The 26,095-nt window shown below is 63.3% G+C and carries 19 protein-coding genes and 2 pseudogenes; 9 read left to right on the top strand and 12 right to left on the bottom strand.

What is annotated here, in order from left to right; translation table 11 throughout:
- Positions 1-38: 38 nt before the first annotated feature.
- Positions 39-1,589 (bottom strand): acetolactate synthase large subunit, encoded by a 1,551-nt coding sequence (locus B7X90_RS05645; protein WP_292622499.1) that lies wholly within the window; start codon positions 1,587-1,589, stop codon positions 39-41.
- Positions 1,590-2,027: 438 nt separating this feature from the next.
- Here B7X90_RS05645 and B7X90_RS05640 point away from each other — a divergent pair, with 438 nt between their 5' ends.
- The 3 genes from B7X90_RS05640 (at position 2,028) to B7X90_RS05630 (ending at position 5,191) form a co-directional block, all read left to right on the top strand.
- Positions 2,028-2,243 carry a hypothetical protein gene (locus B7X90_RS05640; RefSeq protein ID WP_292622498.1) on the top strand — a complete coding sequence of 72 codons (216 nt, stop codon included), beginning with the start codon at positions 2,028-2,030 and terminating at the stop codon, positions 2,241-2,243.
- A 169-nt stretch (positions 2,244-2,412) separates the two neighbouring features.
- Positions 2,413-4,569 carry a catalase gene (locus B7X90_RS05635; protein ID WP_292622496.1) on the top strand — a complete coding sequence of 719 codons (2,157 nt, stop codon included), beginning with the start codon at positions 2,413-2,415 and terminating at the stop codon, positions 4,567-4,569.
- Positions 4,570-4,582: 13 nt separating this feature from the next.
- Entirely contained in the window at positions 4,583-5,191 is a 609-nt protein-coding gene (locus B7X90_RS05630; protein ID WP_292622495.1) for a hemerythrin domain-containing protein, read from the top strand.
- Positions 5,192-5,220: 29 nt separating this feature from the next.
- Here the strand turns inward: B7X90_RS05630 and B7X90_RS05625 are convergent, their stop codons facing one another.
- The 4 genes from B7X90_RS05625 to B7X90_RS05610 all read right to left on the bottom strand — a co-directional run bounded on the left by B7X90_RS05625 (position 5,221) and on the right by B7X90_RS05610 (position 9,444).
- Positions 5,221-6,519, bottom strand: coding sequence for a cation:proton antiporter (locus tag B7X90_RS05625; RefSeq protein ID WP_292622494.1), 1,299 nt, complete (start codon positions 6,517-6,519; stop codon positions 5,221-5,223).
- A 66-nt stretch (positions 6,520-6,585) separates the two neighbouring features.
- Complete coding sequence (cydX, locus tag B7X90_RS05620; RefSeq protein WP_292622492.1) at positions 6,586-6,696, bottom strand: cytochrome bd-I oxidase subunit CydX; 111 nt, start codon at positions 6,694-6,696, stop codon at positions 6,586-6,588.
- 12 nt (positions 6,697-6,708) lie between these two features.
- Positions 6,709-7,857, bottom strand: coding sequence for a cytochrome d ubiquinol oxidase subunit II (gene cydB / locus B7X90_RS05615; RefSeq protein WP_292622490.1), 1,149 nt, complete (start codon positions 7,855-7,857; stop codon positions 6,709-6,711).
- Positions 7,858-7,869: 12 nt separating this feature from the next.
- Positions 7,870-9,444 carry a cytochrome ubiquinol oxidase subunit I gene (locus tag B7X90_RS05610; protein WP_292622487.1) on the bottom strand — a complete coding sequence of 525 codons (1,575 nt, stop codon included), beginning with the start codon at positions 9,442-9,444 and terminating at the stop codon, positions 7,870-7,872.
- Between the two features lie 150 nt (positions 9,445-9,594).
- On the opposite strand from B7X90_RS05610, the gene B7X90_RS05605 reads away from it, so the two are divergent.
- Together B7X90_RS05605 and B7X90_RS05600 are read left to right on the top strand one after the other, a co-directional pair.
- Entirely contained in the window at positions 9,595-11,205 is a 1,611-nt protein-coding gene (locus tag B7X90_RS05605) for an ATP-binding cassette domain-containing protein (RefSeq protein WP_292622485.1), read from the top strand.
- Positions 11,202-12,800, top strand: coding sequence for an ATP-binding cassette domain-containing protein (locus B7X90_RS05600; protein ID WP_292622483.1), 1,599 nt, complete (start codon positions 11,202-11,204; stop codon positions 12,798-12,800). The genes B7X90_RS05605 and B7X90_RS05600 overlap by 4 nt, the downstream gene beginning before the upstream one ends.
- Here B7X90_RS05600 and B7X90_RS05595 read toward each other — a convergent pair.
- The 5 genes and pseudogenes from B7X90_RS05595 to B7X90_RS05575 form a co-directional block, all read right to left on the bottom strand.
- Positions 12,770-13,554 (bottom strand): annotated as a pseudogene (locus B7X90_RS05595) (sulfite exporter TauE/SafE family protein). The gene B7X90_RS05600 and the pseudogene B7X90_RS05595 sit on opposite strands and share 31 nt — an antisense overlap.
- Positions 13,555-13,627: 73 nt before the next feature.
- Positions 13,628-14,472: pseudogene (locus tag B7X90_RS05590) on the bottom strand (MBL fold metallo-hydrolase).
- Positions 14,472-15,734, bottom strand: coding sequence for a TolC family protein (locus B7X90_RS05585; RefSeq protein WP_292622481.1), 1,263 nt, complete (start codon positions 15,732-15,734; stop codon positions 14,472-14,474). The pseudogene B7X90_RS05590 and the gene B7X90_RS05585 overlap by 1 nt, the downstream one beginning before the upstream one ends.
- Positions 15,735-15,746: 12 nt before the next feature.
- Positions 15,747-15,950 carry a DUF2892 domain-containing protein gene (locus B7X90_RS05580; RefSeq protein WP_292622480.1) on the bottom strand — a complete coding sequence of 68 codons (204 nt, stop codon included), beginning with the start codon at positions 15,948-15,950 and terminating at the stop codon, positions 15,747-15,749.
- Between the two features lie 13 nt (positions 15,951-15,963).
- Positions 15,964-17,244, bottom strand: a complete 1,281-nt coding sequence (locus tag B7X90_RS05575; RefSeq protein ID WP_292622478.1) for an FAD/NAD(P)-binding oxidoreductase — start codon at positions 17,242-17,244, stop codon at positions 15,964-15,966.
- A 217-nt stretch (positions 17,245-17,461) separates the two neighbouring features.
- Between B7X90_RS05575 and B7X90_RS05570 the strand changes: the two genes are divergently transcribed.
- From B7X90_RS05570 to B7X90_RS05555, 4 genes are read left to right on the top strand one after another with little or no spacing between them, the layout of a single operon-like run.
- Positions 17,462-17,803, top strand: a complete 342-nt coding sequence (locus B7X90_RS05570; protein WP_292622477.1) for a rhodanese-like domain-containing protein — start codon at positions 17,462-17,464, stop codon at positions 17,801-17,803.
- A 39-nt stretch (positions 17,804-17,842) separates the two neighbouring features.
- Positions 17,843-18,835 (top strand): efflux RND transporter periplasmic adaptor subunit, encoded by a 993-nt coding sequence (locus B7X90_RS05565; protein WP_292622476.1) that lies wholly within the window; start codon positions 17,843-17,845, stop codon positions 18,833-18,835.
- A complete protein-coding gene (locus B7X90_RS05560; protein WP_292622474.1) occupies positions 18,832-22,041 on the top strand; it encodes an efflux RND transporter permease subunit in 3,210 nt (1,069 codons plus the stop codon). Before B7X90_RS05565 ends, B7X90_RS05560 begins: the two co-directional genes overlap by 4 nt.
- Positions 22,038-22,349, top strand: a complete 312-nt coding sequence (locus B7X90_RS05555) for a metalloregulator ArsR/SmtB family transcription factor (protein ID WP_292622472.1) — start codon at positions 22,038-22,040, stop codon at positions 22,347-22,349. The genes B7X90_RS05560 and B7X90_RS05555 overlap by 4 nt, the downstream gene beginning before the upstream one ends.
- 30 nt (positions 22,350-22,379) lie before the next feature.
- Here the strand turns inward: B7X90_RS05555 and B7X90_RS05550 are convergent, their stop codons facing one another.
- Positions 22,380-23,912 (bottom strand): PepSY domain-containing protein, encoded by a 1,533-nt coding sequence (locus B7X90_RS05550; protein ID WP_292622470.1) that lies wholly within the window; start codon positions 23,910-23,912, stop codon positions 22,380-22,382.
- Positions 23,913-23,926: 14 nt separating this feature from the next.
- Positions 23,927-26,053 (bottom strand): TonB-dependent receptor, encoded by a 2,127-nt coding sequence (locus B7X90_RS05545; RefSeq protein ID WP_292622468.1) that lies wholly within the window; start codon positions 26,051-26,053, stop codon positions 23,927-23,929.
- Positions 26,054-26,095 lie beyond the last annotated feature (42 nt).

Below are 26,095 nucleotides of genomic sequence, written 5' to 3'. Positions count from 1 at the left end.
ATTCCGAATTGGAATGGTAAGAGACCGGACCAGTCCAGCTAGTAAAGCTTCACTTCGATCAACCGCGGCCCAGCCTCGCCGTTCGCGTTCAGCAGCGCGCGGGCCAAGTCTTCGGCAGTTTCCACGCGGACGCCGGGGACGCCCATCGATTTGCCCATCGCCAGCCAGTCTATCGTCGGGCGGTCAATATCGATCATGGTCAGCGCGCGTTCGGTGGGAGCGGGGCCTGCGCCCATGTTCGAATATTCGGCCTTGAGGATGTTGTAGCTGTTGTTGGCAAAAACCACCGTGGTCACCGGCAACTGTTCGCGCGCCTGCGTCCACAACGACTGGATCGTGTACATCGCGCTGCCATCGCCCACCAGGCAGATGGTGCGGCGATCAGGGCAGGCCATCGCCGCGCCGGTGGCCACAGGAGGGCTGTAACCGATTGAACCGCCGAGGTTGTTGATCATGTCGTGCGGCAGCGCGCCGAGCGTATAGCTCATCGATTCCCGGCCACTGGTGAGGGATTCATCCACTACGATGGCGTTTTCGGGGATGCCAGCGCACAGGGCGTGAGCAATGCTGATCGGGTCCAGCTTACCGGACGGGGCGATGCGTTCCGCCGCTGCCTGCAAACGCGGCGCGCTGCCGCCAAGGCCAAGCGCATCGACCAGCATTTCCAGCCCGAGAACGCTGTCCTCGTCCGGTTCGACCAAGGTATGAACGATGGCGTCGGGCGCTTTCATCAGGCTTGGCCGGTCAGGATAGGCAAAGAAGGCCACCGGCTCGCGCGTTTCGACCGTGATGATGTGCTTGAAATCCTTTAGGAAGGCCATCGCAGCGGGGACCGCGTAAGGAATGCGTTCCAAGGACACGCGGCCAGCGCCGCGCTCTATCCGGGTGGTGAAGAACTGCGATCCGAGCCTGCACCCGGTCCCTGCGGCTACCTTTCCGGCGAGTTCCAGTGGGGCGGTGCGCGCGGCCTTGTTGGCAAGGATCATCAGCGTTGGCTCGCCCGATCGCAAGACCTTGGCCACGGCTTCGATGCGGGCAGGATCAGGCGCTTTGCGGGGCTGTGCGGCAAAGCTTGGCGTGGCCGAGCCGCTGGCGTCCTGCCATGCTGTATCGCCCGGCAGGATCAACGTGGCGATCCGGCCCGGATGCTCCGATGCCTTTGCCACCGCAGTTGCGGTATCCCAAGCGATGCTCTGCGCGCTTTCGGCGCGGCGGACCCAGTGGCTCAGCGGGCGGGCCAGTCCTTCAATGTCGGACATGAGCGGCGGATCATACCGCAAGTGCGAGGCGGAATGTTCGCCCACGATGTTGACCATGCCTGAACTAGCGCGCCGGGCATTGTGGATATTGGCCAGTCCGTTGGCGAGGCCGGGGCCGAGGTGCAGCAGCGTGCTGGCCGGCTTGTCGCGCATCCGATACCAGCCATCGGCCGCCCCGGTGCAAACACCCTCGAAAAGACACAGCACCGATTTGATGCGCGGCGTTTCCAGCGCCGCCAGAAAGTGCATTTCCGACGTACCGGGATTGGCAAAGCAAACTTCGATGCCGGTGTCGGCAAGCGTCCCGACCAGAGCGTTCGCGCCGTTCATTCCGATCAATTCCTCGCCTTGTGGCCCTGACAAACAACGCAGCGGGACCACGCCGGGGGCCTTAGAGCACTTTCCGACCAATCTGGCTCACCACGATTGCCGCAGGAAGCTTCTCGGCAAGGAGCCTTGTGCAGGGCGGGCTGGTTGCCCGTCCAAACAAGGCGACGCGGTCCGAGGGGCTCCCTGCGGCAACCCCGCAGGGGCGGGCCCCTTTTGGCCGATTGCTGCGTCTCTCCTCGGTCACTATGCAATGGCATGGCTCCCTCCTCGATCCTTGCACTCGGCCAAAATCGGCTCCGTCGTGGTGAGCCAGATTGGTCGGAAAGTGCTCTAATAGACTAACGGTAGCCGTGTTTATTCGGTCGTTCAACGGCTCCATCTGGTTACGGCGGGAACCATGTCTTCGCGCGCTCGTTCAAATCGCGAACAGGAGGACATATGCTAGGCAAGATCATTTCCGCTGTTGTTGGCAAAAAGATTGCTGAACGCACTCCCGATATGAGCGAAGGTGGCGGCGCGCTTTTGGGCGTTGTTGCAGCCACGGCCATGCGGCGCATGGGGCCAATGGGCATGGTGGCAGCAGCGACCGGAACCTGGCTTGTTTCGCGCCATTTCAAGAAGAAGCAGGCGCGCCAGCGGCACCTGCCGTACTGATTGATCCTGACTGGCGGGCCGCCCGCTCCCTCACGGAGCAGGCGGTCTTGCCGCAGGTTCGATCCAGATAGATTTTTCGGCGCATTTGTATGGCGCGAACGGAGGTGGGGCGTTTCAGCCCTGCCTTCGTGTGTGCTTGCGCGCGCACACTTTCCAAGGGACATTTTCAATGGCCAAGACAGCACCTGAACCTTCCGCCGCCAGCCCCGCACTTGAAAACGGTCTGGCAGACCACCAGCCGGGCAGTGGCAAGGCCAGCTACGATACGGCATCCGGCAATGCCGGAGAGACGCATCAGAACGCCACGAGTGGCAACGATGCCTCAGCCTTTCTGACGGACAACTTTGGCCACCGCATTGCCGACAACCAGAACAGCCTGAAAGCTGGCGCACGCGGCCCGACGCTGCTTGAAGACTTCATCCTGCGCGAGAAGATCTTCCACTTCGATCACGAACGCATTCCCGAACGGATCGTCCACGCGCGCGGATCGGGCGCGCATGGCGTGTTCGAAGTGACCAAGGCGATCCCTGAACTGACCAAGGCAGGTCTGTTCCAGAAGAAGGGCAATTCCTGCCCGGTCTTCGTGCGCTTTTCCACCGTCGCAGGCGGGGCAGGTTCGGTCGATACGCCGCGCGACGTGCGCGGGTTTGCCGTGAAGCTCTATACCGATGAAGGCAACTGGGATCTTGTTGGCAACAACATTCCGGTGTTCTTCATTCAGGATGCGATGAAGTTTCCCGATCTTGTCCATTCGGTGAAGATGGAAGCCGACCGTGGCTATCCACAGGCCGCCAGCGCGCATGACACCTTCTGGGATTTCGTGGGGCTGATGCCTGAAACGATGCACATGATCATGTGGGCCATGAGCGACCGCGCCATCCCGCGCACCTTGCGGATGATGGAAGGTTTTGGCGTCCACACCTTCCGCTTCATCAATGCTGCGGGTGAAGGCAAGTTCGTCAAATTCCATTGGAAGCCTGTGCTGGGCATGGAATCGCTGATTTGGGACGAGGCCGTGAAGATTGCCGGGGCCGATCAGGATTTCCACCGCCGCGATCTGTTTGAAAGCATCGAGGCGGGCAACTTCCCGGCGTGGGATCTGGGCGTGCAGGTGTTTGACGAGGAGTTTGCGGCAAAGCAGCCTTACGATGTGCTGGATGCCACCAAACTGATCCCCGAAGAAGATGTGCCGGTGCAAATCATCGGCCGCATGACGCTCAACCGCAACGTCGACAACTTCTTTGCCGAGACCGAGCAGGTGGCGTTCCTGCCCTCGAACGTGCTTCCCGGCATCGATTTCTCCAACGACCCGCTGCTGCAGGGGCGGCTGTTCTCCTATCTCGACACGCAGAAGTCGCGCCTTGGCACGACCAACTTCCATCAGATCCCGGTCAACGCGCCCAAGTGCCCGTTCCACAATATGCAGCGCGATGGCCTGATGCAGACGCTGGTCCCAACTGGCCGTGCCAACTATGAACCGAACTCGCTGGACGAAGCGGGCGAGGATGCAGGACCGCGCGCGTCCGTGGACACGGGCTTCACCTCGTTCCGCGAAAATGGCGAGCGCAATGACCCGACCGAGAAGGTGCGCGTGAGGGCAGACCTGTTTGCCGATCACTACAGCCAGGCTGCGCTGTTCTTCCAGTCGCAGACGACAAGCGAACAGGCGCACATTGCTTCGGCAATGGTGTTCGAACTGTCGAAGGTTTCACTGGAACACGTCCGGGTTCGCGTGCTTTCAAGGCTGCGCAATGTTGACGAGGCGCTGGCAAAGCGGGTGGCCGATGGTCTGGCGATGGATCTGCCGGAAAAGGCCCCGGCGGCGCGTGAACCTGTGAAGATGAAGCCGTCGGATGCGCTTTCCATCCAGAAGCAGGCGAAGATGACGTTTGAAGGCCGCAAGGTCGGCATCCTGTTTGCCGAAGGTTCGGACAAGGAAACGATCGACAAGCTGAAGTCTGGCGTTGAAGCGGCAGGCGGCAGCGTGTTCCTTGTCGCGCCCAAGGTTGGCGGGATCGCGGTCAAGGGTGGCACGCTCAAGGCCGATGGCAAGCTGGAAGGTTCGCCCTCGGTGCTGTTCGATGCGGTGGCTGCGGTGCTGATGCCTGATGCTGCGGCAAAGCTCGCCACGCAAGGCGCGGCGGTGCAATGGTTCATGGACGCCTATGGCCATTGCAAGACCATCGCGCATTGCAAGGGGACACAAGTGATCCTCGACAAGGCAGGCGTAGAGAAGGACGAGGGCGTTGTGCCCAACGAGGAACTGCTGAACATCGGCCCGGTGCGCCACTTTGCGCGCGAGCCGAAGATCCGTGATCTGGCCTGAGGGAGTGATCAACATGGCAAGCAAAACCAAACGTGAAGCGCCCGCTGAGGCGAAATCCAAAGCTGTAGCCAAGGCCAAAGCCATCGCGCCCGATGTTCCGGCGCGGATCGGGACAACCCCGGAGACCGACCTGCGTGGGCTGCCCGATATCTTCGGGCGCCTGATTGAGGACCATGACCGACACCGCGCGCTGCTCGCCATGATCGAGGTAACCGAGGGCAAGAGCGCAGACCGCGAGGCTCTATTCGAGGAACTGGTCTATGAGCTGAAATCCCACGCCGCTGCCGAGGAGCAGGCGCTGTGGTCCACTGTCCTGCGCAACCCGGAAACCACCGAATTTGCACGCCACGCCGTGGCCGAGCACAAGGACATCGACAAGATGCTCGATGACCTGACCGCGCGCGACATGGGCAAGAAGAAGTGGATGGAGCGCTTCGCTGATCTGAAACACGAATACCTGCACCACATCCGCGAAGAGGAGCAGGAGCAGTTTGTGGAAAGTGAGAAGATTCTCACCGAAGCCGACCGCCAGCACATGCGCGATGTTTTCGAGCGCCGGAAGACAGAAGAGAAAGCGCGGGCCGAACTCAAGCCGAAGCTCAAGGTCGAAGACATCGCCTGACGATAACGTTGCGGCAGGGCCTGTCGTGTCTACTGACCGGCAGCGCCCTGTCGCGTGCGTTTCAACCGGGCCAGCGATGGCGTTACCAGCATTCCGTGGATCACCACCGAACTCACGATGATTAGGCCCATCGTCCCCCACAGGCTGTGCTCATGGTCAAACCTGCCGTGATTGATGCCGTAGCTCAGGTAATAGACCGAACCGAGCCCCCGTATCCCGAAAAAGGCGATGATCCCTCGTTCAAGCCCCTGAATGGGTGAACCGATCAGGCTCAACAGACCTGCCGCAGGGCGCACCACCAATAGCGCCAGCGCGGCGAATGCAATCTCTGCCAGCCCGATGCCAGCGAGGAGCCCCGCAGCGAGCATTCCTCCGAACAGCAACAACAGAAGCATCATCAGCAGGCGCTCGGCCTCGTCCGCGAAGTCGTGCAGGCGTGTGTTGAAGTCATGGCCTCGTGCCGCACGGCGCATCATCAGCCCGGCGATAAAGACGGCAAGGAAGCCATATCCATGGACGAATTCGGTCAGGGTATAGACCGTCAGGGTTGCCCCAAGTGCGACAAACCCGTCGCCAGTCCGTGAAAGACGGGTGTTGCTTGGCAGTCGGTAGATGATGACACCGACCAGCCAGCCGAGCCCCGCTCCGGCTGCCGTTCCCGCGCTAAGCCGCCATAGCACATCCACCAGCAACCAGTCGCCAAGCTTTGCCGAGGCGAAGCTCCCCGCAGCGGCCAGAGCAAGCGCGAGGTGGATGAAGGGAAATGCCAGCGCGTCGTTGAGACCGGCCTCGCTGGTCAGGGTGAATTCGGCCGGAGCGTCTTCCTCGCCGGGTTCGATCTGGATATCGCCGGCCAGCACTGGGTCGGTCGGCGCCAGCGCTGCTGCAAAGAGCAGTGCCGTGGCAAGGCCCAGCCCCAGCAACTGCTGCCCCAGAACCATCAGGGCAATGATGGTTACAGGCATTGCCACGGCCAATAGCCGCCATGTCGCGCGCCATTTCCTGTCGTTGACCGGCTTGCTGATCTTCAGCCCCGCTCCCATCAGCGAGACGATGACGATCAGTTCTGCGGCCCGTTCAATGAGGCCGGGCGTCTTTTCGGGATGAGGGGCAAGGGCGGAAAAGGGTGGAAGCGAAAATACCACGACGCCCAGCCCGAGGCAGATCATGGGAAGGGATAGCGGCCATTTGCGAAGCACCAGCGGCAACCACGCCACCATCAGGATAATCGCACCCAAGCCACAAAGGATCGGGAAATAGTAGTCTGCCAGCGCATCGACGTTTGCGCCGACGACCGCCGCCTCGGAAATGATCTCGATCAGCGCCATGGCCACGCACCGTTGCGGGGCGGGCCATGATGGTCAAGCGTGAAGCGTCAGGCCGATTGCCGAAAGCTATTCCTCCGCCTCTCCTGCATCACCCATGCGGAACTCGTTCCACATGCCGTTGATGATCCCGAACGATACGGCAAGGCCAAGGCCGAGTATCCAGGTGAAGTACCACATCGTCTTGATTCCTCAGTAGAAGTCGGGGCTATGCTGGATTTCGCGCATCGTCAGTCGCCCGAACATGACGCGCATTGCCCATGCGGTGTAGGCCAGGACCAGCGGCAGCATGACCACTGTCACCAGCAGCATGATCCACAGCGTCAGATGGCTCGACGATGCGGTCCACACCGTCAGGCTTGATGCCGGATCGATGGAACTGGGCAGGATGAACGGGAACATCGACAGCCCCACCGTCGCGATGATCCCCACCGTCGCCAGCGAGGAACCGCCAAAGTTCAGCAGGTGGTTGCGGCTGCGAATGCCCACCAGGGCCACTACCGGCCCGGCCAGCCCCAGCACCGGCGCGAACAGCGTCCACGGCTGCGCGCCATAATTGTCGAGCCATGCGCCCGCCGCCATCACGGCCCCGGCATAGTGCGGGTTCGAAGGCCCGGCAGTGTCAACCACGCCATCGATCCGAAAACCCAGCCCACCTTGCGCCACGATCAGTCCGCCCAGAGCAAACAGCACCACGGCTGCAATCGCCGAGACGCTGCCAAACCGGCGTGCGCGATCCAGCACAGGGCCGTCCTCGATCTTCATGGCCAGCCAACCGGCCCCATGCAGAACCAGCATCGCCACCGACAGCAGCCCGCTCAACAGTGCAAAGGGCGTGAACAGCCCCAGCAGCGTGCCTTCATAGAAGCTGCGCAGATCGCCATCCAAACGGAAGGGCACGCCCAGCAGCACGTTGCCCACCGCCACGCCAAACACCAGCGCGGGCACGATGCCGGACACGAACAGCGCCATGTCCCAACGACTGCGCCAAGCGGCGCCGTTATGCTTCGAACGATACTTGAACGCCACCGGCCGCAGGATCAGCGCGGCCAGCACCAGAAACATCGCAATGTAAAAGCCCGAAAAGCTCACCGCATAGACGAACGGCCAGGCTGCAAAGATCGCCCCGGCGCCAAGGATCAGCCACACCTGATGGCCCTCCCAATGCGCCGCTACCGAATTGATTACCAGCCGCCGCTCGGCATCGTCCTTTGCCACGAAAGGCAGGAGCGAGGCGACGCCAAGGTCATAGCCATCGGTCAGCGCAAAGCCGATCAGCAGCACGCCCATCAGCGCCCACCAGATGATGCGCAGCGTTTCATAATCGAGGGGAATACCCATCGCAATCGCTCCTTATTCGGCCGGCATCGGCGCAAAGCCGCCGCCGAAAGCTGTGTCCTTTTCAGGCTCCGGTGCATGTTCCACCGGCCCCTTGCGGATCGACGAAAGCATCAGCCGCACCTCGATCACCGCCAGTGCCGAATAGAGCGCGGTGAACCCGGCAATGGTCGTCCAGACCTGACCCACGGTGAGCGAGGAGGCGCCAAGGAACGTCGGCAGCACGCCTTCCACGGCCCACGGCTGGCGTCCGATTTCGGCCAGCAACCAGCCGAACTCGATGGCAATCCACGGAAGCGGGATCATCACCACAGCCAGCTTCAGGAACCAGCGCTTTTCAAACTGGCAGGTGGACGAGCAGTAGAACGCCAGCGCAAAGAAGCCGATGAACAGGAAACCCAGCCCCGCCATCAGGCGGAACAGCCAGAACATCACCGGCACGTTGGGGATCGTATCGCGTGCCGCCTGCAGGATCTGCGCATCGTTTGCAGTGCGCGGATCGGGGATCTGCCGCTTGAGCAGCATGGCATAGCCAAGGTGCGCCTTGTTGCGCTCAAACGCCTCGCGCGCCGCCACGTCGGTGCGGTTGGCTTTCAGCCGTTCCAGCGCATCATAGGCCAGAATGCCCGCCCGGATGCGCTCATCCGCTTTCAGCACCAGATCGTTGATGCCCGCCACTTCGCCGGTCAGGCTACGCGTGGAGATCAGCCCCAGCACATAGGGGATCTTCACTTCAAACGCAGTGGTCTGGCTCTCCATGTCGGGAATGCCAAAGATCGAAAGCCCTGCCGGAGCCTCCTCGGTGTGCCACATCGCCTCGATTGCGGCGAGCTTCATCTTCTGGTTGTCGGTCAGCGCATAGCCGGATTCATCGCCCAGCACGACGACCGAGAGGCTGGACGCCAGCCCGAACGCGGATGCCACCATCATCGACCGTTTGGCAAAGCCCACCCATTTGCCCTTGAGCAGATACCACGCCGAAACGCCCATCACGAACACCGCGGCACAGACATAGCCCGCGCTTACGGTGTGGACGAACTTGGCCTGCGCCACCGGATTGAACAGCACTGCGGTAAAATCGGTCACTTCCATACGCATCGTATCGGGATTGAAGCGCGACCCCACCGGGTTCTGCATCCACCCGTTGGCGATCAGGATCCACAGGGCCGAAAGATTGCTGCCCAGCGCCACGCAGAACGTGACGGCAAGGTGCCCCACGCGCGAAAGCCGGTCCCACCCAAAGAACATCAACCCGACCATCGTCGCTTCAAGGAAGAAGGCCATCAGCCCTTCAATCGCCAGCGGAGCGCCGAAAATATCGCCGACATAGTGCGAGTAATACGACCAGTTGGTCCCGAATTCGAACTCCATGGTCAGGCCAGTCGCCACGCCCAGCACGAAGTTGATGCCGAACAGCTTGCCCCAGAACCGCGTGATCTGTCGCCAGATCGGGCGGCCCGTCATCACGAACACGCTCTCCATGATGACCAGCATGAACGACAGGCCGAGCGTCAGCGGCACAAACAGAAAATGATACATCGCAGTCAGTGCAAATTGTAACCGCGATAGTTCGACGACGGCCATATCCATAAAAGGAATCCCCGGTACGTGACAGGTCGGATCAATGCCACGACAGGCCCGACTCGACTTGGCCCGCCATCTATCACACTTCCCAATATCAGAAAACGGTAATATACACTTGCAGTCACCCTAAGGGGCGGGCCATAAGCGCTTCGTGAAATGACCCAGCCCGCTTCTACTTTCCTGAAATCGAAATCGTCCCACGCGCGCCGCGCCGCTGTTTGGTGGCAAACAGACGTCGTTGGCGCGGCGCTCTTTGCGGGCGCGCTGGCGTTCTGGCTGGGTGGTGGAATGGGTGACCGACCCGCTTTGGTGGGGATGCTCGCGCTGGCTGCTCTTGCGCTCAGCGGTCCGGTGCGGGCGCTGGCACAGGCACGTGGCGCGGCGCAGGGGCAGGCCGCCGCGAATGTCGCAAAGCAGGCCTTGCGCACCCGCCTGTTCAGCGCCTTGTTGCCCACCGGGTTCCGCCGGGGCCGCTTGCCGGGAGAGGACTTGCGCACCGCTATCGACGATGTTGAAGTGCTCGATGGCTATGTTGGAAAATTCGCCCCGATCCGCAGCGCGGCCGTCGTCTCCCCGCTGTTCTGTGCCGCACTGGCCGCGCTCGCCAGTTGGGTCGCCGCCGCGATCATGCTGGCCACGCTGATCCCGTTTGCCTTCGGGATGATCCTTGCGGGCACCGCCGCGCGGGTTGAGGCAGAGCGCCAGCATCTTGCGCTTTCCCGCATGACCGGGCTGTTCGTGGATCGCGCCCGCACGCTGCCCACCATCGTCAGCTTCGGCGCAGAGGATCGCGTCACCCGCCAGATCGCCAGCGCCGCGCAGGATGTGGCAGCGCGCACCTTGCGCGTGCTGCGCATCGCCTTCGTCTCCAGCGCGGTGCTGGAATTCTTCGCTGCGCTCTCGGTCGCGCTGGTCGCGGTCTATTGCGGCTTCTCGCTGCTCGGCATCCTGCCGTTCCCCGCGCCGGAATCGCTCGATCTGACGCGCGCTTTCTTTGTCCTCGCGCTCGCGCCCGAATTCTATCTGGGAATGCGCCGCATGGCCGCCGCCTATCACGAAAAGCAGCAGGGTGAGGCCGCGATGGCCGCGACGGAACCTGAACTGGCGCGGGCCGAGGCGATGCTGGCGCAAGCACAACGGCACAACGCTGCGCCGGCCGGCCTTTCGTTGCACGAACTGCTTGTCCGTTATGATGATGGCTCCACCATCGGCCCGTTCAGTGTGCAATGGCCGCAGACCGGGCTTCACGCTGTCACCGGTCCCACAGGTTCGGGTAAATCCTCGCTGCTCCACGCTATCGTTGGCATGGTTCCGGTCGCTTCGGGAAAGCTGCTGACGGCAGATCAAGACGTTGCGCCCGGCGCGCTCAACCCGCACATTGGGTGGAGCGGCCAGCGCCCTTTGCTGCTGCCCGGCACGCTCGCTGACAACATCCTGCTCGGCAGCGTAGGTGATGCCGATTGGCGCGATTTGGCGCACCGTCTAGGCCTTGACGCGTTGCTCGGTGCACGCGGCGGCGATCTGGTGATTGACCCGGTCGGTTCGGGCCTCTCAGGCGGAGAGCGCCGCCGCATCGGCCTCGCCCGTGCGATCTTGTCTGAGCGCCCGATCCTGCTGCTCGACGAACCGACCGCTGATCTCGATGCCGACATCGCCCGCAAAGTCACCGCAGTTCTGCAATACGTGGCCCGCACCCGGCTGGTCATCGTCGCCACGCACGATCCGCTGCTGATCGAAGCCGCGCAAACTACCGTGCCCTGCGCATGAGCGCCGATCTTCCCATCGCCCAACTCGCAGGTCGCAAGGCTGGCTTCGCCGCCGGGCTGGCAGGCGCGCTCGCCGCGCAGGCGGGCGTCGGGCTGCTCGCGGTTTCGGGCTGGTTCCTGACTGGCGCGGCCTTGGCCGGGGCGGGCGGCATCGCTGCGGTGCAGGCATTCAATTACCTCCTGCCCAGCGCAAGCATTCGCGGCCTTGCCATCACCCGCACGCTCGCACGCTATTTCGAACGCCTGCTCAGCCATCGCGATGCGTTGAACAGCCTTGCAGACCTGCGCCCGCGCCTTTTCTCCCGCCTCGCCGCTGCCGATATGGCGGAGATGGCCAAGCGGGGCAGCGGCACCATCGCCGCGCATCTGGGCAGCGATGTAGAAGCGCTGGAAGATCTGGCAATCCGGCGCGTTTCGATCACCTCAGGCACAGCGGGTGCAGTCGCCGGATTGGTCGCGGCCTTGCTGGCCGGGCCGTTGGCTGCCGTCATTCTGGGAATAGGCCTCGCCACCAGCGTCCTTGCTACGCGCGCCCTGGCGCCGCGTTGGCTTGGCCAGCCTTGGCAGGATCATGGCGCTGCTCTTGAACGGCTCAAGGCCCTTTATGCTGAATATGCCGGGGCCAGCGTCGAACTTGCGCTCTATGGTCAGGCAGAGCGGGTCAGCGCGCTGCTCGGCGCGGAAGGGGCAAAGGTCGATCAGGCCCGCTCCTCTGTCGTCCGCGCAGAAGGCCAACTGCAGGCGGTGCAACTGACCATCGCGTCTTGCACAGTCGCCTTGATGCTGGCCACCAGCACCGCCCCGCTTGCCTTGCAGGCCTTGGCCGCGCTGGCCGGAGCCGCCGCGTTTGAAGCGCTGGGCGGTGTGAGCCACTCACTGCTCCAGCGTGCCCGCGTGGATGCCGCACTCGCGCGGCTTTCGCAAATTGCGCGAATGCCAGAGCGCATGGCTGATGGATCACCATTGCGGCCAACCTCGGCGATTACGCTGGGTGAGGGGGCGCAGGCCATCACACTCCAACCGGGCGACCGCGTGCGGATTTCCGGGCCATCGGGCAGTGGCAAAACGCGGCTGGTGCAGGCGCTGTGCGGTTTGTGCCACGATGTGTCGCAGGTTGTGTTGATTGACGGAAAGTCCATGGAAAGCCACAACGTCAACCAGTTACGCGGTCTTTTTGCCATGTCTGCTCAAGATGCTCCGCTGCTCGCAGGCACCGTCGCTGACAACCTGCGGCTTGCGCGACCGGGGGTGAGCGAGGCCGAAATGTGGACCGCACTGCAAGTCGCCTGCCTTGCCGACACTATCCACGCCATGCCTGCCGCACTGGAAACATGGCTTGGCCCAGACGGCGCGCGCCTGTCCGGCGGCCAGCGCAAACGCCTGTCGCTCGCCCGCGCGCTGCTTGCGGGCAAGCCCTGGCTGGTGCTGGATGAGCCGAGCGAAGGCCTTGATCTGGAAACGGAAAGTGAAGTGGCCAAGGCGCTCGACACATGGCTGCGCGAAACCGGCACCGGCCTCGTGCTGGTCAACCACCGCCCCGGCCTCGATTGGCTGTCAGAGCGGGTCTATGCGCTGAACGACAGCCAGTTGCGATAGAGCATGTAGGCGGCCACCACCACGATCAGCCCCGCAAACACGGTGTTGAGCAATCCCTTGCCCCCGAAAGCCGCTTTGCCGCCACTGCGCCAAGGACCGAGCCGACAATCCCTCCCGCAATGAAGGTTCCGGCGAGCGGGAAGTCCAACAGACCAGAGGCGGCGTAGTTGGCGGCGGTCGTCAGGCCAAACGCTGCGACAGCGATCAGCGAGGTGCCGATGGCGCGGTAGATCGGCATGGCGGTGGAGGCGACGAGGGCAGGGACGATCAGGAACCCGCCGCCGATGCCGAAAAAGCCCGACAGGATGCCAGTGCCAATGCCGAACAGCACCACCTTGGGCAGGTTCTCGCGGTTGCACTGCACGCCCTCGATCCCGGTATCGCCGCGCCCGCGATACATCAGAACGGCAACTACGAGCATCAGCAAGGCAAAGAGAAACAACAGTTTTTCGCCGTCAAACGCCTTGCCCAGCGACGATCCGCCCAACGCGCCCATCACGCCAGCCAAGGCGAACGAGCCACCGCAGCGCCAGTTCACGTTCTGCTCGCGCGCATGGTTGAACAGACCCGCCAATGCATTGGCCGCAACTGCCAGCGCGCTGGTGCCGATGGCGAGGTGGGGGCTTTTCACGCCGACCACATAGACCATCAGCGGCACCGCGAGGATCGATCCTCCACCGCCAACGAGGCCCAGCGTGAAGCCGATCAGAACCCCGCTGAGCGCGCCGAGCACATACTGTATTTCACTGTACATTTTGCAGGTGTCCGGTGGGGTTCAGAGCGGCTTAGGTGCATCTTTGGTGCGTTTAGGTGCATTTTGGTGCGCATCAGAGAATATTGATCGGAAGCTTCAGATAGCGGCTGCCGTTGTCCTCCGGTTCGGGTAAATGCCCGGCGCGGATGTTGATCTGGATCGAGGGGAGGATGAGGCGCGGCATACCCAACGTGGCGTCACGTGCCTCGCGCATCGCCACGAAGTCGTCCTCGCTCACATCGCTGTGAACATGCACGTTGCCGGTGCGTTCGGCGCCAATGGTGGTTTCCCTTGCATCAGGCGGCGGATCGAGCGGAACAGCGTGCGCGCATCGCCGCCGGGGAAATCGGCGCGGGCGGTGCCATAGTCCGGCATGAACAGCGTATCGCCGACAAAGGCCGCATCGCCAATGACATAGGCCATGCAGGCAGGCGTATGGCCCGGCACATGCAGCGCCACGGCGGGAATATTGCCCAGCGCAAAAGCTTCACCGTCGCCCATCAGCTGATCGAACTGCGAACCATCGCGGGCAAAACTGTCCGGCTCGTTGAATATCGTTCCGAACACGCCCTGCACGGTGAGGATATCGCGCCCGATCACGATCCTGCCGCCCAGATGCTCCTGCAAATAGGGCGCGTCTGACAGATGATCAGCGTGGGCGTGAGTTTCGAGCAGCCAATCGACGCTCAAGCCTTCGTCGCGGACATAGGCTATCACGGCGTCCGCCGATGTGTGCGTGATGCGGCCGGAAGGTTGATCGAAATCCGCCACGGAATCAATGATTGCGGCACGCTTCGTGGCCGGATCGTGGACCACGTGGGTTGCGGTGAAGGTTGGTTCATCAAAGAAGGTGCGGACCACTGGCGCGGCTGATTCTTTAACCTGCGCAATGGCTTGCTGGAGTGCGGTGTCGGTCATCAGTCGATGTTCCCTGTCAGCGCGTTGAGCCGCCATGCGGCGACAGTCTGCATGGCTTCGGCCTGTAGCAATGCTGCTTCGGCCTCGATTGCCTCACGCTCTGCATCGAGAACGGCGAGGGTGGGCATGGCCCCGACTTTGGCTTCGAGCCGCTTGCCGCGCAAGGCTTCGGCGGAGGACTCGTTGCGCAAGCGCGAGGCTTCGAGCATCTGGCGCGCGGTGGCGAGGCCCTGCCATGCCTCGATCACCATGCCGTCGAGAATGAGGCGGGCCTGCCGCAGGCGGGCTTCGCTGGCGTCAACATCGGCATCGGCGGCGCGGGTCTGTGCGGACACACGGCCACCGGCGAACAGCGTCCAGCGGCCGCGCACGCCGACCGACACGGAGTCGGCGCGGTAGCCGGGGAAGAACTGGTCACGCACGTGCGCGGCTTCGGCAAAGGCGCCGACGGAGGGCAGCCCTTCGGCGCGCGCGGCGCGGGCACCGGCCTTTGCCACATCGACGCCCGATTGCGCCTGACGCAGCGCCGGGTTGGCGTTGCGGGCAAGATCGGTTGCCTCGTCCAGCGAGGGCGGGACGGCGGGGAGGATGGGCAGGGGCGCGAGGTCTCCGGCGGGCTTGCCGGTGAGGCGTTCGTAGCTTGCTTCTGCGGAGATGCGGCGGCCTTGTGCCTGGGCGAAACCGGCCTGTGCCTCGGCCTTGCGGGCGCGGGCCTGCGCCAGATCGGAACTGGCGATTTCGCCAACCTTATAGCGCAAACCGGCCTGCCGTTCGGTTTCGGTCAGCGCGGTGACGAGCGTGGCAAAGCGGGTCTCCAGCTTTCGTGCGGTGAGCACTTCGGCATAGGCGCTGACCGCATTGACCACGGTCTGCAACCGGGCCTGTTCGGCGCCGAAGCGCGCCATGTCTGCCCCGCCTTTGGCCTGCGCCACGGCAGCGGATACCCGGCCCCCGGCGTAGAGCGGCATCTCTGCCGTGGCCATCAGCGCGGTGGGGGTGACGTTGTCTGCCGTCAGGCCGAAGTAGCCGCCGTTGTCGATGCGGCCCACGCTATACGAGCCTTCGACGCGCAGAAGCGGGTTTCCCTGCGCCTTTGCACCTTCCAGCCGGGCGCTCGCCGCCGCTTCACCAGCATCTGCCTCAGCCAAGACGGGGGTATTGGCCAGAGCATCGGTGATAGCGGCGGCAAGGTCCTGCGCGGCGACCGAGGGGGTGGCAGCCGCGCATGACAGGAGGGCGATGAAGGACGTGAACAGGCGCATTTCAGGCTCGATTTACTTGAAGGAACTGCCGGGGCGGACGCCAAGCTTCTTGAAGATCATCGCCGCCAGGCAGAACCCGGTGAAACTGGCCTGAAACATGTTCAGCCCTGCAAAGGCGGTGAGCCAGAGGAAGCCGGGGTGGACCCAGTGGGCCAGCGCAAGGCTGGCCAGCACGACCAGCCCGGCGAAGCGAAATACAGCGGAATCGAGAGTCACTAATGGTGTCTCCTTACTTGAAGCGCAGTTTGCGGATGCCGAGGGCGTGCATGGCGAGCTTTTCGTAGAATGGCTCGCTGGTGCCGCGACGGACCTTGTGCAGGAAGTACTTCTCGAACCCGATCTTGGCGACGTGGACCCATTTGCCGCTGGACGACCAGTTGAGATTGCGCGGCGGGATCTGCGGCTGGGCGACGAAGGCCACGCCGCCATCGCCGAAATCTGCAAGGCACACCGCGTTCCACGTGGCTTCCTCAATCGGCTCTTTCCCTGCGAGTTCGAGCGCTAGGTTGTGAGCGATGGCGGTGACCATCGATTCGATCATGAACCCGGTCTTGGGCACGCCGACCGGAACCGGCGTGGGGCCGATGGGCGGGATCGCCACGCAGACGCCCAGTGAATAGACGTTCTTGAAGGTGGGGTTGCGCTGGTGCTTGTCTGCCAGGATGAAACCGCGCGGGTTGGTGAGGCCTTCGATGCCATGGACTGCATCGACGCCGCGAAACGCGGGCAGGATCATCGAATAGCCGAAGGGCAGATCATGCTTTTCCTTGACCGCGCCGTCATCGGCCACTTCCTCGACGTGCATCATGCCCTCTTCCACGCTGGTGATGCGGGTATTGGTGATCCATTTGATGTGCCGGTTGCGCAGTTCGCTTTCGAGCAGGCCTTTGGTATCGCCCACGCCATCGAGGCCGAGGTGGCCGACATAGGGTTCGGGGCTGACGTAGGTCATCGGCACGCGATCGCGGATCTTGCGGCGGCGCAGTTCGGTATCGAGGATCAGCGCGAATTCGTAGGCAGGGCCATAACATGAGGCACCCTGCGCCGCGCCAATGACGATGGGCTTGGGGTCTTCGCAGAACTTGTCAAAAGCATCGGCGGCGTGGGAAGCGTGATCGGTGCGGCAGACCGAGACAGTGAAGCCATCGGGGCCGAGGCCTTTAACTTCATCGAACGCGAGTTCGGGGCCGGTGGCGATGACCAGATAGTCGTAAGGCATTGAAGTGCCATCGTTCAGTTCCACGCGGTTTTCGGTGGGGTGGACGCGCTTTGCGCCGACCGACGTGAAGCCGATGCCCTTTTTCTTCATGATCGGGGGTAGATGAACCTTGATCGCTTCAGGTTCACGCCAGCGCACGGCAACCCACGGGTTGGAGGGCACGAACCAGTAGTCCTCCTGATCGCTGACCACCATGACCTGAGCCTTGCCCTTAACGGCATCGCGAATCTCATAGGCGGCAATAGTCCCGCCAAGGCCTGCACCCAGGACGATAATCTGCGGCAACGACATCGAACTTTCTCCCGTTTGTCCGCGCAATGCCGCCAGACAGGGCGGACATCAGTGCGGCAATCGCTTTGACTGACCGGGCCGCAGCGCCTTTCGGAAATTCGTGCATTGGCCTGTATCTGGCTTGACTTATATAAGGGTTTTCGATTATGAGCAAGTCATAATGTTAGAGGCTCCGAAACAAAGCGTTGAGGAGCAATGCCAGAGAAAGGCCGAGCAGATGGTTTTCGGATTTGGAAAGAGCGCCCCTGCCCACAAGGAAGTGAGCGCGCAGCAGCTTCAGGACATGATCGCGGCGGGCGAAGCGCTGGTCGTGGACGTGCGCGAAGTGAACGAGTTTGAAGAGGGCCACATTCCGGGCGCGGTCAACATGCCGCTGTCGAGCTTTCAGGCATCGAAGCTGCCCGACGCGGGCGGCAAGACGCTGGTGCTGAACTGCCTTGGCGGCAAGCGTTCGGGCATGGCGCTGGACAAGTGCGCGACGGCGCAGGCCTCGGTCGACACGCACCTTGCCGGTGGTTTCGGCGCGTGGGCATCGGCCGGTTTGCCGGTTGAGCGTTGATCTGACGGGATAGGAAACAGGGCGATGCGGGCGATCTTCATGGCAGCTAGCGCACTGGCGCTGAGCTTGCAGTTGGCCGGGTGTGGCAGCAGCGAGGAGGCGGCTGTGGTCGCCAAGGCTCCGGCTGGCCCGCGCATTGTTCTGGGCGCTGCCGACACGGTGGAGTGGCAGGATGTCAGCGCGGAGATCGCCACGGTCGATCAGGCGCAAGTCATGGCGCGCATCCCCGGTATCCTCACGTCGCTGTCCGTGAAAGAGGGCGACATGGTGGCCAAGGGGCAGGCCATCGGACGGATCGTGGACAGCCAGTTGGGCTATCAGTCGGGCGCTTATGGTGCGCAGGCAGCGGCGGCGCAGGCGCAGGCCGCGCAGGCGGCGGCGGAATTGCAGCGCGTGAAGTTCCTGCATGACAATGGCGTCTATGCCAAGGCGCGGCTGGAGCAGGCGCAGGCAGGTGCGGCGGCGGCATACGCTCAAGTGCGTGCGGCGCAGGCGCAGCAGGCGGCGGTGGGGGCCGTGGCGGGGCAGGGCGTGATCGTGGCTCCTGCCAGCGGGCGCGTGCTGCGGGCGGACGTTCCGGCGGGATCGCCGGTTGCGCCGGGTATGCCGATTGCGGTGATTACGGCGGGGCCGACGATTGTGCGGCTTGAATTGCCGGAATCGCTGGCGGGGAAAGTTCACGCCGGTTCGCGCGTGACGGCTCCGGGTTTGAGCGAGGGGCGCGTGGTGAAAGTCTACCCTTCGGTCATGGCCGGGAAGGTGACGGCGGATGTGGACATGCCGGGCATCGACAATTCGCTGATCGGGCGGCGCGTGGCGGCAAAAGTGGAAACGGGTATGCGCAAGGCGCTGCTGGTTCCGGCCAGCTATGTCACCACCCGGTATGGCATCGATTATGTGACCGTGCTGGCCAAGGATGGCAGCGCGGCCGATGTGCCGGTGCAGACTGCGCCTTCGGGCGAGGCGGGCAAGGTGGAAGTGCTTTCGGGCGCGAATGCCGGTGACACGCTTATCGGGGCAACTGGCAAATGAATCTGGGCATTTCGGGCAAGCTGACGCGGGCGACGATCCAGTCGCCGCTCACGCCGCTGTTCCTGCTGGCGGCGATGATCGTGGGGCTGATTGCCACGATCACGATCCCGCGCGAGGAGGAGCCGCAGATCAAGGTGCCGATGGTGGACATCATGGTCCAGGCACCGGGGCTGTCCGCGCCGCAAGCGGTGGAACTGGTGGCCAAGCCGCTGGAAACCATCGTGAAAAGCGTGGACGGGGTCGAGCATGTCTATGCGCAGGCGCAGGATAACGGCGTTCTGGTGACCGCACGCTTTCTGGTCGGATCGAACCCGGAAGATGCCGCGATCCGCATCGGGGACAAGATCGAGGCGAACAAGCACCGGATTCCGGTGGGCATCCCCAGCCCCCAAGTGACGGTGCGCGGGATCAATGACGTGCCGATCGTGGTGCTGACTTTGACGCCCAAGCCGGGGGCTGCTGGCCAATGGGACGATCAGGCCTTGGCCGAATTGGCGGGCAAGCTGCGGACCGAGATTGCCAAGGTCGATGACGTGGGGCTGACCTTCATCACCGGCGGGCAGCGCATGGCGCTGCGCGTGGTGCCCGATCCGGCCAAGCTGGCGCTCTATCGCGTGCCGTTGGGCAATGTGATCGAGGCTGTGTCTCAGGCCAACCGCGCCTTTCCGGCGGGCACTGTGCGCGAAGGCGGGCAGGCGGCGCTGGTGGTGGCGGGGCAGACCTTGCGCGATGCGCAGGAGCTTTCGGCGCTGACGGTGCGGTCGGTCGGTGGCGCGCCGGTGCTGCTTTCGGACATGGCGCGGGTGGAGCAGGCAGCGACGCAGGATCAGGCGCGATCATGGCGCTGGGCCAAGGGTGAGAACGGCGCTTGGGATATGGCTCCGGCCGTAAGCCTGGCTGTGGCCAAGCGGGCGGGCGCGAACGCGGTGACTGTTTCGGAAAGCGTGGTTCGCCGCGTGGAGGGGCTTGAGGGCAAGCTGATTCCTGCGGGCGTGGAAGTTTCCGTCACGCGCAATTACGGCGAGAGTGCGAACGACAAGGCCAACGAACTGATCTTCCATCTGGCGTTGGCGACGGTCTCCATCGTGGTGCTGATCGGCTTTGCCATAGGCTGGCGCGAGGCGGGGGTGACCGCCATCGTGATCCCCACCACGATCATGCTGACGATGTTTGCCTCCAATGTGATGGGCTTTACCATCAACCGCGTCAGCCTGTTCGCGCTGATCTTTTCCATCGGCATTCTGGTCGACGATGCGATCGTCATGATCGAGAATATCGCGCGGCATTGGGGCATGAATGATGGGCGCTCGCGGATAGATGCCGCAGTTGAGGCCGTGGCCGAGGTGGGCAATCCGACCATCGTGGCGACGCTGACGGTGGTGGCGGCGCTACTGCCGATGCTGTTCGTATCGGGACTGATGGGGCCATACATGGCGCCGATTCCGATCAACGCTTCGGCGGCGATGATCTTCTCGTTCTTCGTGGCGGTGATCATTGCGCCTTGGCTGATGATCCGCTTTGCCAAGAAGGCCTTGACGCATGGCCATGACGAACATGGCGGGAAGCTGGGCGCGCTCTATCGGCACTGGGCGGTGAAGGTGATCGCCACCAAGCAGGGGGCCAAACGCTTTCTGATCGGCGTGGGCTTGGCGACGCTGGTGGCGTGTTCAATGTTTTACTTCAAGGCGGTGACGGTGAAGCTGCTGCCGTTCGACAACAAGAGCGAAGTGCAGCTTGTGGCCGATCTGCCCGAAGGCACGAGCCTTGAGGCGACCGCGCGCGTGCTGGAGCAGGCCGCAAGCGTGGCGCGTGGCGTGCCCGAAGTGGTGTCGATGGAGGCCTATGCGGGCACTTCGGCTCCGTTCAACTTCAACGGTCTGGTGCGGCACTATTTCCTGCGCAATCAGCCCGAAATGGGCGATCTGATGATCACGCTGCTGCCCAAGGAAGACCGTTCGCGGTCCAGCCACGAGATTGCCGTCGTGCTGCGTGAGAAGCTGAAGGCGGTGCCGCTGCCTGCGGGGGCTTCACTCAAGGTTGTGGAAACGCCGCCGGGGCCGCCGGTCATGGCCACGCTGCTGGCAGAAATCTATGGCCCAGACGAGGCGACGCGGCGCAAGACTGCTGCGCAAGTGGAGAAGATCTTCAAGTCGGTGCCCTATATCGTCGATGTGGACAACAGCTTCGGGCAGGCACGGCCCACGTTGAAGCTGATCCCGGACCGGGCCAAGCTGGACCAGTATGGCCTGTCCGAACGGCAGCTGTTCGATAGCATCGGCGCGCTGATGGGTGCGCAAGTGGTGGGCTATGCCCCGCGCGAGGCCGACCGCGATCCGCTGCCGATTGAGCTGGCGCTCGACCAGTCGCAGCGCACGTGGTCTGCCGCGATGGCGGCAACGCCGGTGGCGGTGACGCCTGCGGGGCAACTGATCCAGCTAGGCGAGCTTGTGACCGCCAAGATGGAGCCGGGCAGCCACGCGATCTATCGCCGCGACGGGCGCGGAGCGACGATGGTGACGGCGGAACTGGCCGGACGCTATGAAGCGCCGATCTATGGGATGCTGGCAGTGGATGAGGCCATCGAGGCGTTCGACTGGAAGGCGCAGGGGCTGACCAAGCCGACCATGATCCTGAACGGGCAGCCTGAGGACGAGAGCGCCCCGTCGCTGCTGTGGGATGGCGAATGGGAAATCACCTGGGTGACGTTCCGCGATATGGGGGCGGCGTTCATGGTGGCGCTGCTGGGCATCTATGTGCTGGTGGTCGGCCAGTTCCGCAGCTTTACCCTACCGCTGGTGATCCTGACGCCGGTGCCGCTGACGCTGATCGGGATCGTGCTGGGCCACATGCTGTTCGGCGCGCCATTCACCGCCACATCGATGATCGGGTTCATCGCGCTGGCGGGCATTATCGTGCGCAATTCGATCCTGCTGGTCGATTTCATCAACCACACCCGCAGCCCGGACAAGTCCTTGCGCGATACCTTGCTGGAGGCGGGCATGATCCGCTTCAAGCCGATTGTGTTGACAGCAGCGGCAGCGATGATCGGGGCATCGGTGATCCTGACCGATCCGATCTTTCAGGGGCTGGCGATCTCTCTGCTGTTCGGGCTGGCATCATCCACCCTTTTGACGGTTCTGGTCATTCCTGCCATCTACGTAGTCTTGCGGGATGATGATCGTCCTCTTACGGAGCATCGGCCATGAAGCCGACAGACCTGACCGAACTGAAGACCAACGCGAACCGCATGTCGGGGCGTATGCGTCTTATGAGCCATCCTGAACGGCTGTTGATGATGTGCCGGATGGACGAGGGCGAGGTTTCGGTGACGGAACTGGTCGAACTGACGGGCCTTTCACAATCTGCCGTATCGCAACACCTTGCGCTGCTGCGCGAGGAAGAGGTTGTCACGATCCGGGGCGAGGCGCAGACCCGCTATTACAGCCTGAAAGATCCGATCGTGCGCGGAATTATCCACGCGCTGTGCGAGCTTTGCAGCCAACATCAGGTGTGAACGGGCGGCGGCATAGCGCCGCCCGTGACATCAAGCGCCCTTTCGCAGTTTGCGCTGCCGTTTGATGTCGAGCCACAGGCCGATCCCGGCCATCAGCACGACGAGCGCCAAGGCAGCCCCGCCGACGATGCCGTTGAGCGCCAGCTTGCCCACCGGGTACAGGAAGTTCCATTTGTGGATGAAGCTGAACACCACACGTTCGGGCTTCTGCCAATTCTCCACACGATCAGCCAGCACGCCGGTGGCGGTGTCGACGAACAGGCTGGCGTTGACTGGCGCGCCAAAGTCCACTTTCCACACCGGCAGGCGCTTGTTGCGGAAATCGTAGGCGGTGCCGAAGCGGGTGATAAGGCTGGTGCCGGTCACCGGAGCATCGCTCCCGGCAAAGCGCTTGGCGATGACCAGTGCCAGTTCGCGGTCGGCCAGTGGCAGGGCCTTTCCTGTGGTTACGTCGACATAGACCGATGCGCCGCCGGGCTGGAGTCCATCAAAGCGGGCCTTTCGGATGGCGTCGGGGGTTTTGGGCGCGTGGTGGGCGTGGTGATCGTGTTCTCCGCCGCCTGCCATCGGTGCAGCGGCGAGATCGAGGCGATAGAGTGGCTGGCCTTGTGGACCTTCAATCAGCGAGAGCGCGCGGACGGACTGGCCACCGGCCAGCACGGCCCAGTCCTGCTCCACCGGATAGCGTCCGGCGGAAAGATCGAGCGGGCGGCCCATGCGCAACTGGCTGACGGGCGGTTCAAGCGAGAACTGCACGAGGTGGTAGATCCCGCTGAGCGAGAACATCAGCAGCGGCAGCGCGAGGACATAGCCCGAAATGCGGTGCCATCCGCGTGCACCGGGCAGGCGCTTTTTGCGTCGGATAGCCACGAGCATCATGATGCCGGTCACCGCCAGCGCGGCAAGACTGGCGACCATCAGACCGACGATGGCCACGCGGAGCCATTCGGCCTGCTGCGGAAACCAGTCCCACGTGTGCAGCCAGCGGAAGACGCGCTGCTGCACGGCCTTTGTGTTGGTGCTGACGGCGGCCAGACTGCTGGTTTCGGTGTGGACATAGGCGATCACGCTGTCATCCCCGGCAAAGCGAACTTTCCACACCGGCAGCAGGCGGTTGACCCACGGGTAATCGCCATCGAACGCGGTTTGCAATTCGATGCCGCTGACCGGGCGCATTTCAGCGAGGTAATGTCGGGCGAGATATTCGGCTTGCTGCCGGTCCTGCCCTGCCACTTCGGCCCCGGTTGCGGGATTGAAATAGCGGCGCTCGGCCAGCGGATCGACGGTTGCCTGATAGAGCGTACCTTGCGCCGAAGGCACGGTGCGCACGGCGATGGGGCGGGTGATCCCGGCGGCGGCAAGGGTTTGCGCCACCGGTTTCGAACCCGCCAGATCAACCGGTTGGGTGGGCGGCATGAACACCGCCTGTTGCGGCCCGTAAAGCGCGAGCCACACGTGGGTGAGGCCGGAAATGCCCCAGATCAGCAGCGAGATGCCGCCGATCATGGCCAGCCACTGGTGCTTGGAAAAGGACCAGCGGCCCATTTTTGCCTTGGTGCTCATGCTGCCCGCTCCCGTTAAAAGCCGAAGCTCAGGCCGCCATAGATGGCGCGGCCCTGACCCGGAGTGTAGATCGCCGCACGCTCACGCGATTGGTTAGTGACGGTGGAGACGTTGGAAATGTGGACAACGTCGAACAGGTTCTCGACCGAGGCGAAGAGCTTCAGCCCATCCATAAGATAGACCCCGGCGGTCAGCCCGACCCATTCGTAGCCATCGGGCCGTTCAGTGTTAGCATAGTCTGCCCACGAGCCTTGCGGCACCCAGCGCAGATTGGCCGAGACATAGAACTTGTCCTTGCGGTCAAACCGGGCCTCGGCGTTCAGCACGTGGCGGGGTACGCCGGCCAGCGCGTTGTCACCGAACAGCGCATCGTTGTCGAAGCGAAAGTCGTTGAGGGTGTAGGCAAGGCTCAGCCGCAATTGCTCGCCGCGCGCCTGCAGCGTGTCCTTGGCCACGAACAGGTCCAGCCCGGCCTCAATGCCTTGATGGACCGTGCGGTTGGCATTGACGGTGACGGTGGTTGCGCCGTTGTTGATCGCGTTGTCGATGAATTCGTTTTCGATTTCAGCGCGATAGAACGCCACGTCCCACGACAGCGCGCCTTGCTGGCCGCGTGTGCCGATTTCGAACGTGGTGGCGCGCTGCGGATCGAGCGGGGCGAACGGCGTTGCGCCGCCCGAGGTCAGGTCTGACAGTGTTGGCGGTTCAAAGCTGCGGCTGACATTGCCGAAGACCTGTGCGTTCTGCCCGATGCTGGCGACAAGGCCGAAGCGCGGGTTGAACTGATCATATTCGCCGCGCCCGCTGACCGTGGCGACTTGCCCTTCGACATCGCGGACCACGCGCGAATATTGCCCGCTGCCCACAGCATTGAGCCATCCGGTGAGCGGAACATCCAGTTCGGCAAAGCCGGTGGTAGTGCTGGAATCCTGATCCGAACGCGTGCGCAAGGCTCCGCGTTCGCCCGCCACGTTGGCAAAAGTGCTGGCGTTGTTGGTGGAAAAGGCGTGCCAGCCGCCTACGGTCCAGCGCGCATCGCCTGTGCCCATCGGCACAGTGCCAGACAGGCGCAGCGAGCCGCCGACTTCGTCCTCGGTCTGGGCGATGATCCCGGCAAAGCGGGTGATCGCGTGATCGAGCACACGGCGGGCGTACCAGCCACCCAGTTCCAGCTTGGACTGGCCGAGGGTGAAGGCGGTGACGTTCGAGAGGCGCAAAACGTCAAGATTTCGGTCCCAGTCATCTGCGACCGGGCCGGGGTCAAGCGTTGTCACCGGGCCGCCGGGGAAGAAGGGGCCAACGGTGACGCGGCGTCCTGCCGCGCGCGGATTGGCCAGTGCATCGGCAAGGCGCAGCGATCCGGCGAGTTCGAAATTGTCGCTCAGGCCAGTGAAGTAGAAGCGGGTTTCGATGTCTGGCGATAGTTTGATGCCAAGGTTGCCGTGGGCGTAGACGCTTTTGACAGAGCTGTGTTCGCGGTAGCCGTCGCTGGTCAGGCCGGTCACGCCAACGAAGTAGTCCACCACATCGCCCGCGCCTGAGACCGAGAGGTTGCCGCGCAGGGTTTCAAAACTGCCGCCTTCGATGCGGGCAGTGAACGGAGCGTTGGCTGTGCGTCCGGTGGGGCTGACGACATTGACCGCGCCGCCGAGCGAGGCCGCACCAAAGCGCAGGCCATTTGCGCCCTTGTAAACTTCAAGATAGCGGATCGTCAGCGGATCGACTTCCTGAAATTCGGTGCTGCCGCTGGCCCGGCTGATCGGCACGCCATCGCGCAGCACGGTGAGGCCACGCCGTTCGAACCCGGAATTGAGGCCCGATCCACGCACCGAAATGCGGCTTTCGCGCTGGGCGCTGATATCGGCAAAGACGCCGGGCGTGAGCGCGAGGGCATCGCCGATGCTTTGGGTGAAATCGTCGGCAAAGCTGCTGTCTTCGACAAAGCCGATGGCACCGGGGATGCGTTCGAGCGCGGCGCGGGCTTCGCCGGTAGTGGGGGCGGTGAGCGTGCCGGTGCGCGAGGCGGTGACGATGATGACGTCCTGCTGCTGGCCAATGCCTTGGGCGTGGGAGGCGGCGGAAACGAGGCAAAGCGTGGCGGCACCGGCCATGAGGGCCGGGCGGAAAGTGGAGTTCGACATTCTGGGCAATCCTGATTGCGGATCGGAACAAGGGTTCGATGC

The organism is Novosphingobium sp. 17-62-19 (assembly GCF_002256775.1).
In the GTDB taxonomy this organism is placed as follows: Bacteria; Pseudomonadota; Alphaproteobacteria; order Sphingomonadales; family Sphingomonadaceae; genus Novosphingobium.
Note: the sequence above shows the minus strand (reverse complement) of the source record. Positions and strands in the feature narration are given on the sequence as shown.

Coding starts and splice junctions, on each gene's coding strand:
- cydX (WP_292622492.1), bottom strand. CDS start 6,696: ATGTGGTACTTCACCTGGATACTCGGCCTTGGCCTTGCCGTATCGTTC.
- B7X90_RS05555 (WP_292622472.1), top strand. CDS start 22,038: ATGAAGCCGACAGACCTGACCGAACTGAAGACCAACGCGAACCGCATG.
- B7X90_RS05560 (WP_292622474.1), top strand. CDS start 18,832: ATGAATCTGGGCATTTCGGGCAAGCTGACGCGGGCGACGATCCAGTCG.
- B7X90_RS05645 (WP_292622499.1), bottom strand. CDS start 1,589: ATGAACGGCGCGAACGCTCTGGTCGGGACGCTTGCCGACACCGGCATC.
- B7X90_RS05545 (WP_292622468.1), bottom strand. CDS start 26,053: ATGTCGAACTCCACTTTCCGCCCGGCCCTCATGGCCGGTGCCGCCACG.
- B7X90_RS05600 (WP_292622483.1), top strand. CDS start 11,202: ATGAGCGCCGATCTTCCCATCGCCCAACTCGCAGGTCGCAAGGCTGGC.
- B7X90_RS05640 (WP_292622498.1), top strand. CDS start 2,028: ATGCTAGGCAAGATCATTTCCGCTGTTGTTGGCAAAAAGATTGCTGAA.
- B7X90_RS05630 (WP_292622495.1), top strand. CDS start 4,583: ATGGCAAGCAAAACCAAACGTGAAGCGCCCGCTGAGGCGAAATCCAAA.
- B7X90_RS05635 (WP_292622496.1), top strand. CDS start 2,413: ATGGCCAAGACAGCACCTGAACCTTCCGCCGCCAGCCCCGCACTTGAA.
- B7X90_RS05610 (WP_292622487.1), bottom strand. CDS start 9,444: ATGGATATGGCCGTCGTCGAACTATCGCGGTTACAATTTGCACTGACT.
- B7X90_RS05570 (WP_292622477.1), top strand. CDS start 17,462: ATGGTTTTCGGATTTGGAAAGAGCGCCCCTGCCCACAAGGAAGTGAGC.
- B7X90_RS05550 (WP_292622470.1), bottom strand. CDS start 23,912: ATGAGCACCAAGGCAAAAATGGGCCGCTGGTCCTTTTCCAAGCACCAG.
- cydB (WP_292622490.1), bottom strand. CDS start 7,857: ATGGGTATTCCCCTCGATTATGAAACGCTGCGCATCATCTGGTGGGCG.
- B7X90_RS05565 (WP_292622476.1), top strand. CDS start 17,843: ATGGCAGCTAGCGCACTGGCGCTGAGCTTGCAGTTGGCCGGGTGTGGC.
- B7X90_RS05575 (WP_292622478.1), bottom strand. CDS start 17,244: ATGTCGTTGCCGCAGATTATCGTCCTGGGTGCAGGCCTTGGCGGGACT.
- B7X90_RS05585 (WP_292622481.1), bottom strand. CDS start 15,734: ATGCGCCTGTTCACGTCCTTCATCGCCCTCCTGTCATGCGCGGCTGCC.
- B7X90_RS05625 (WP_292622494.1), bottom strand. CDS start 6,519: ATGGCGCTGATCGAGATCATTTCCGAGGCGGCGGTCGTCGGCGCAAAC.
- B7X90_RS05605 (WP_292622485.1), top strand. CDS start 9,595: ATGACCCAGCCCGCTTCTACTTTCCTGAAATCGAAATCGTCCCACGCG.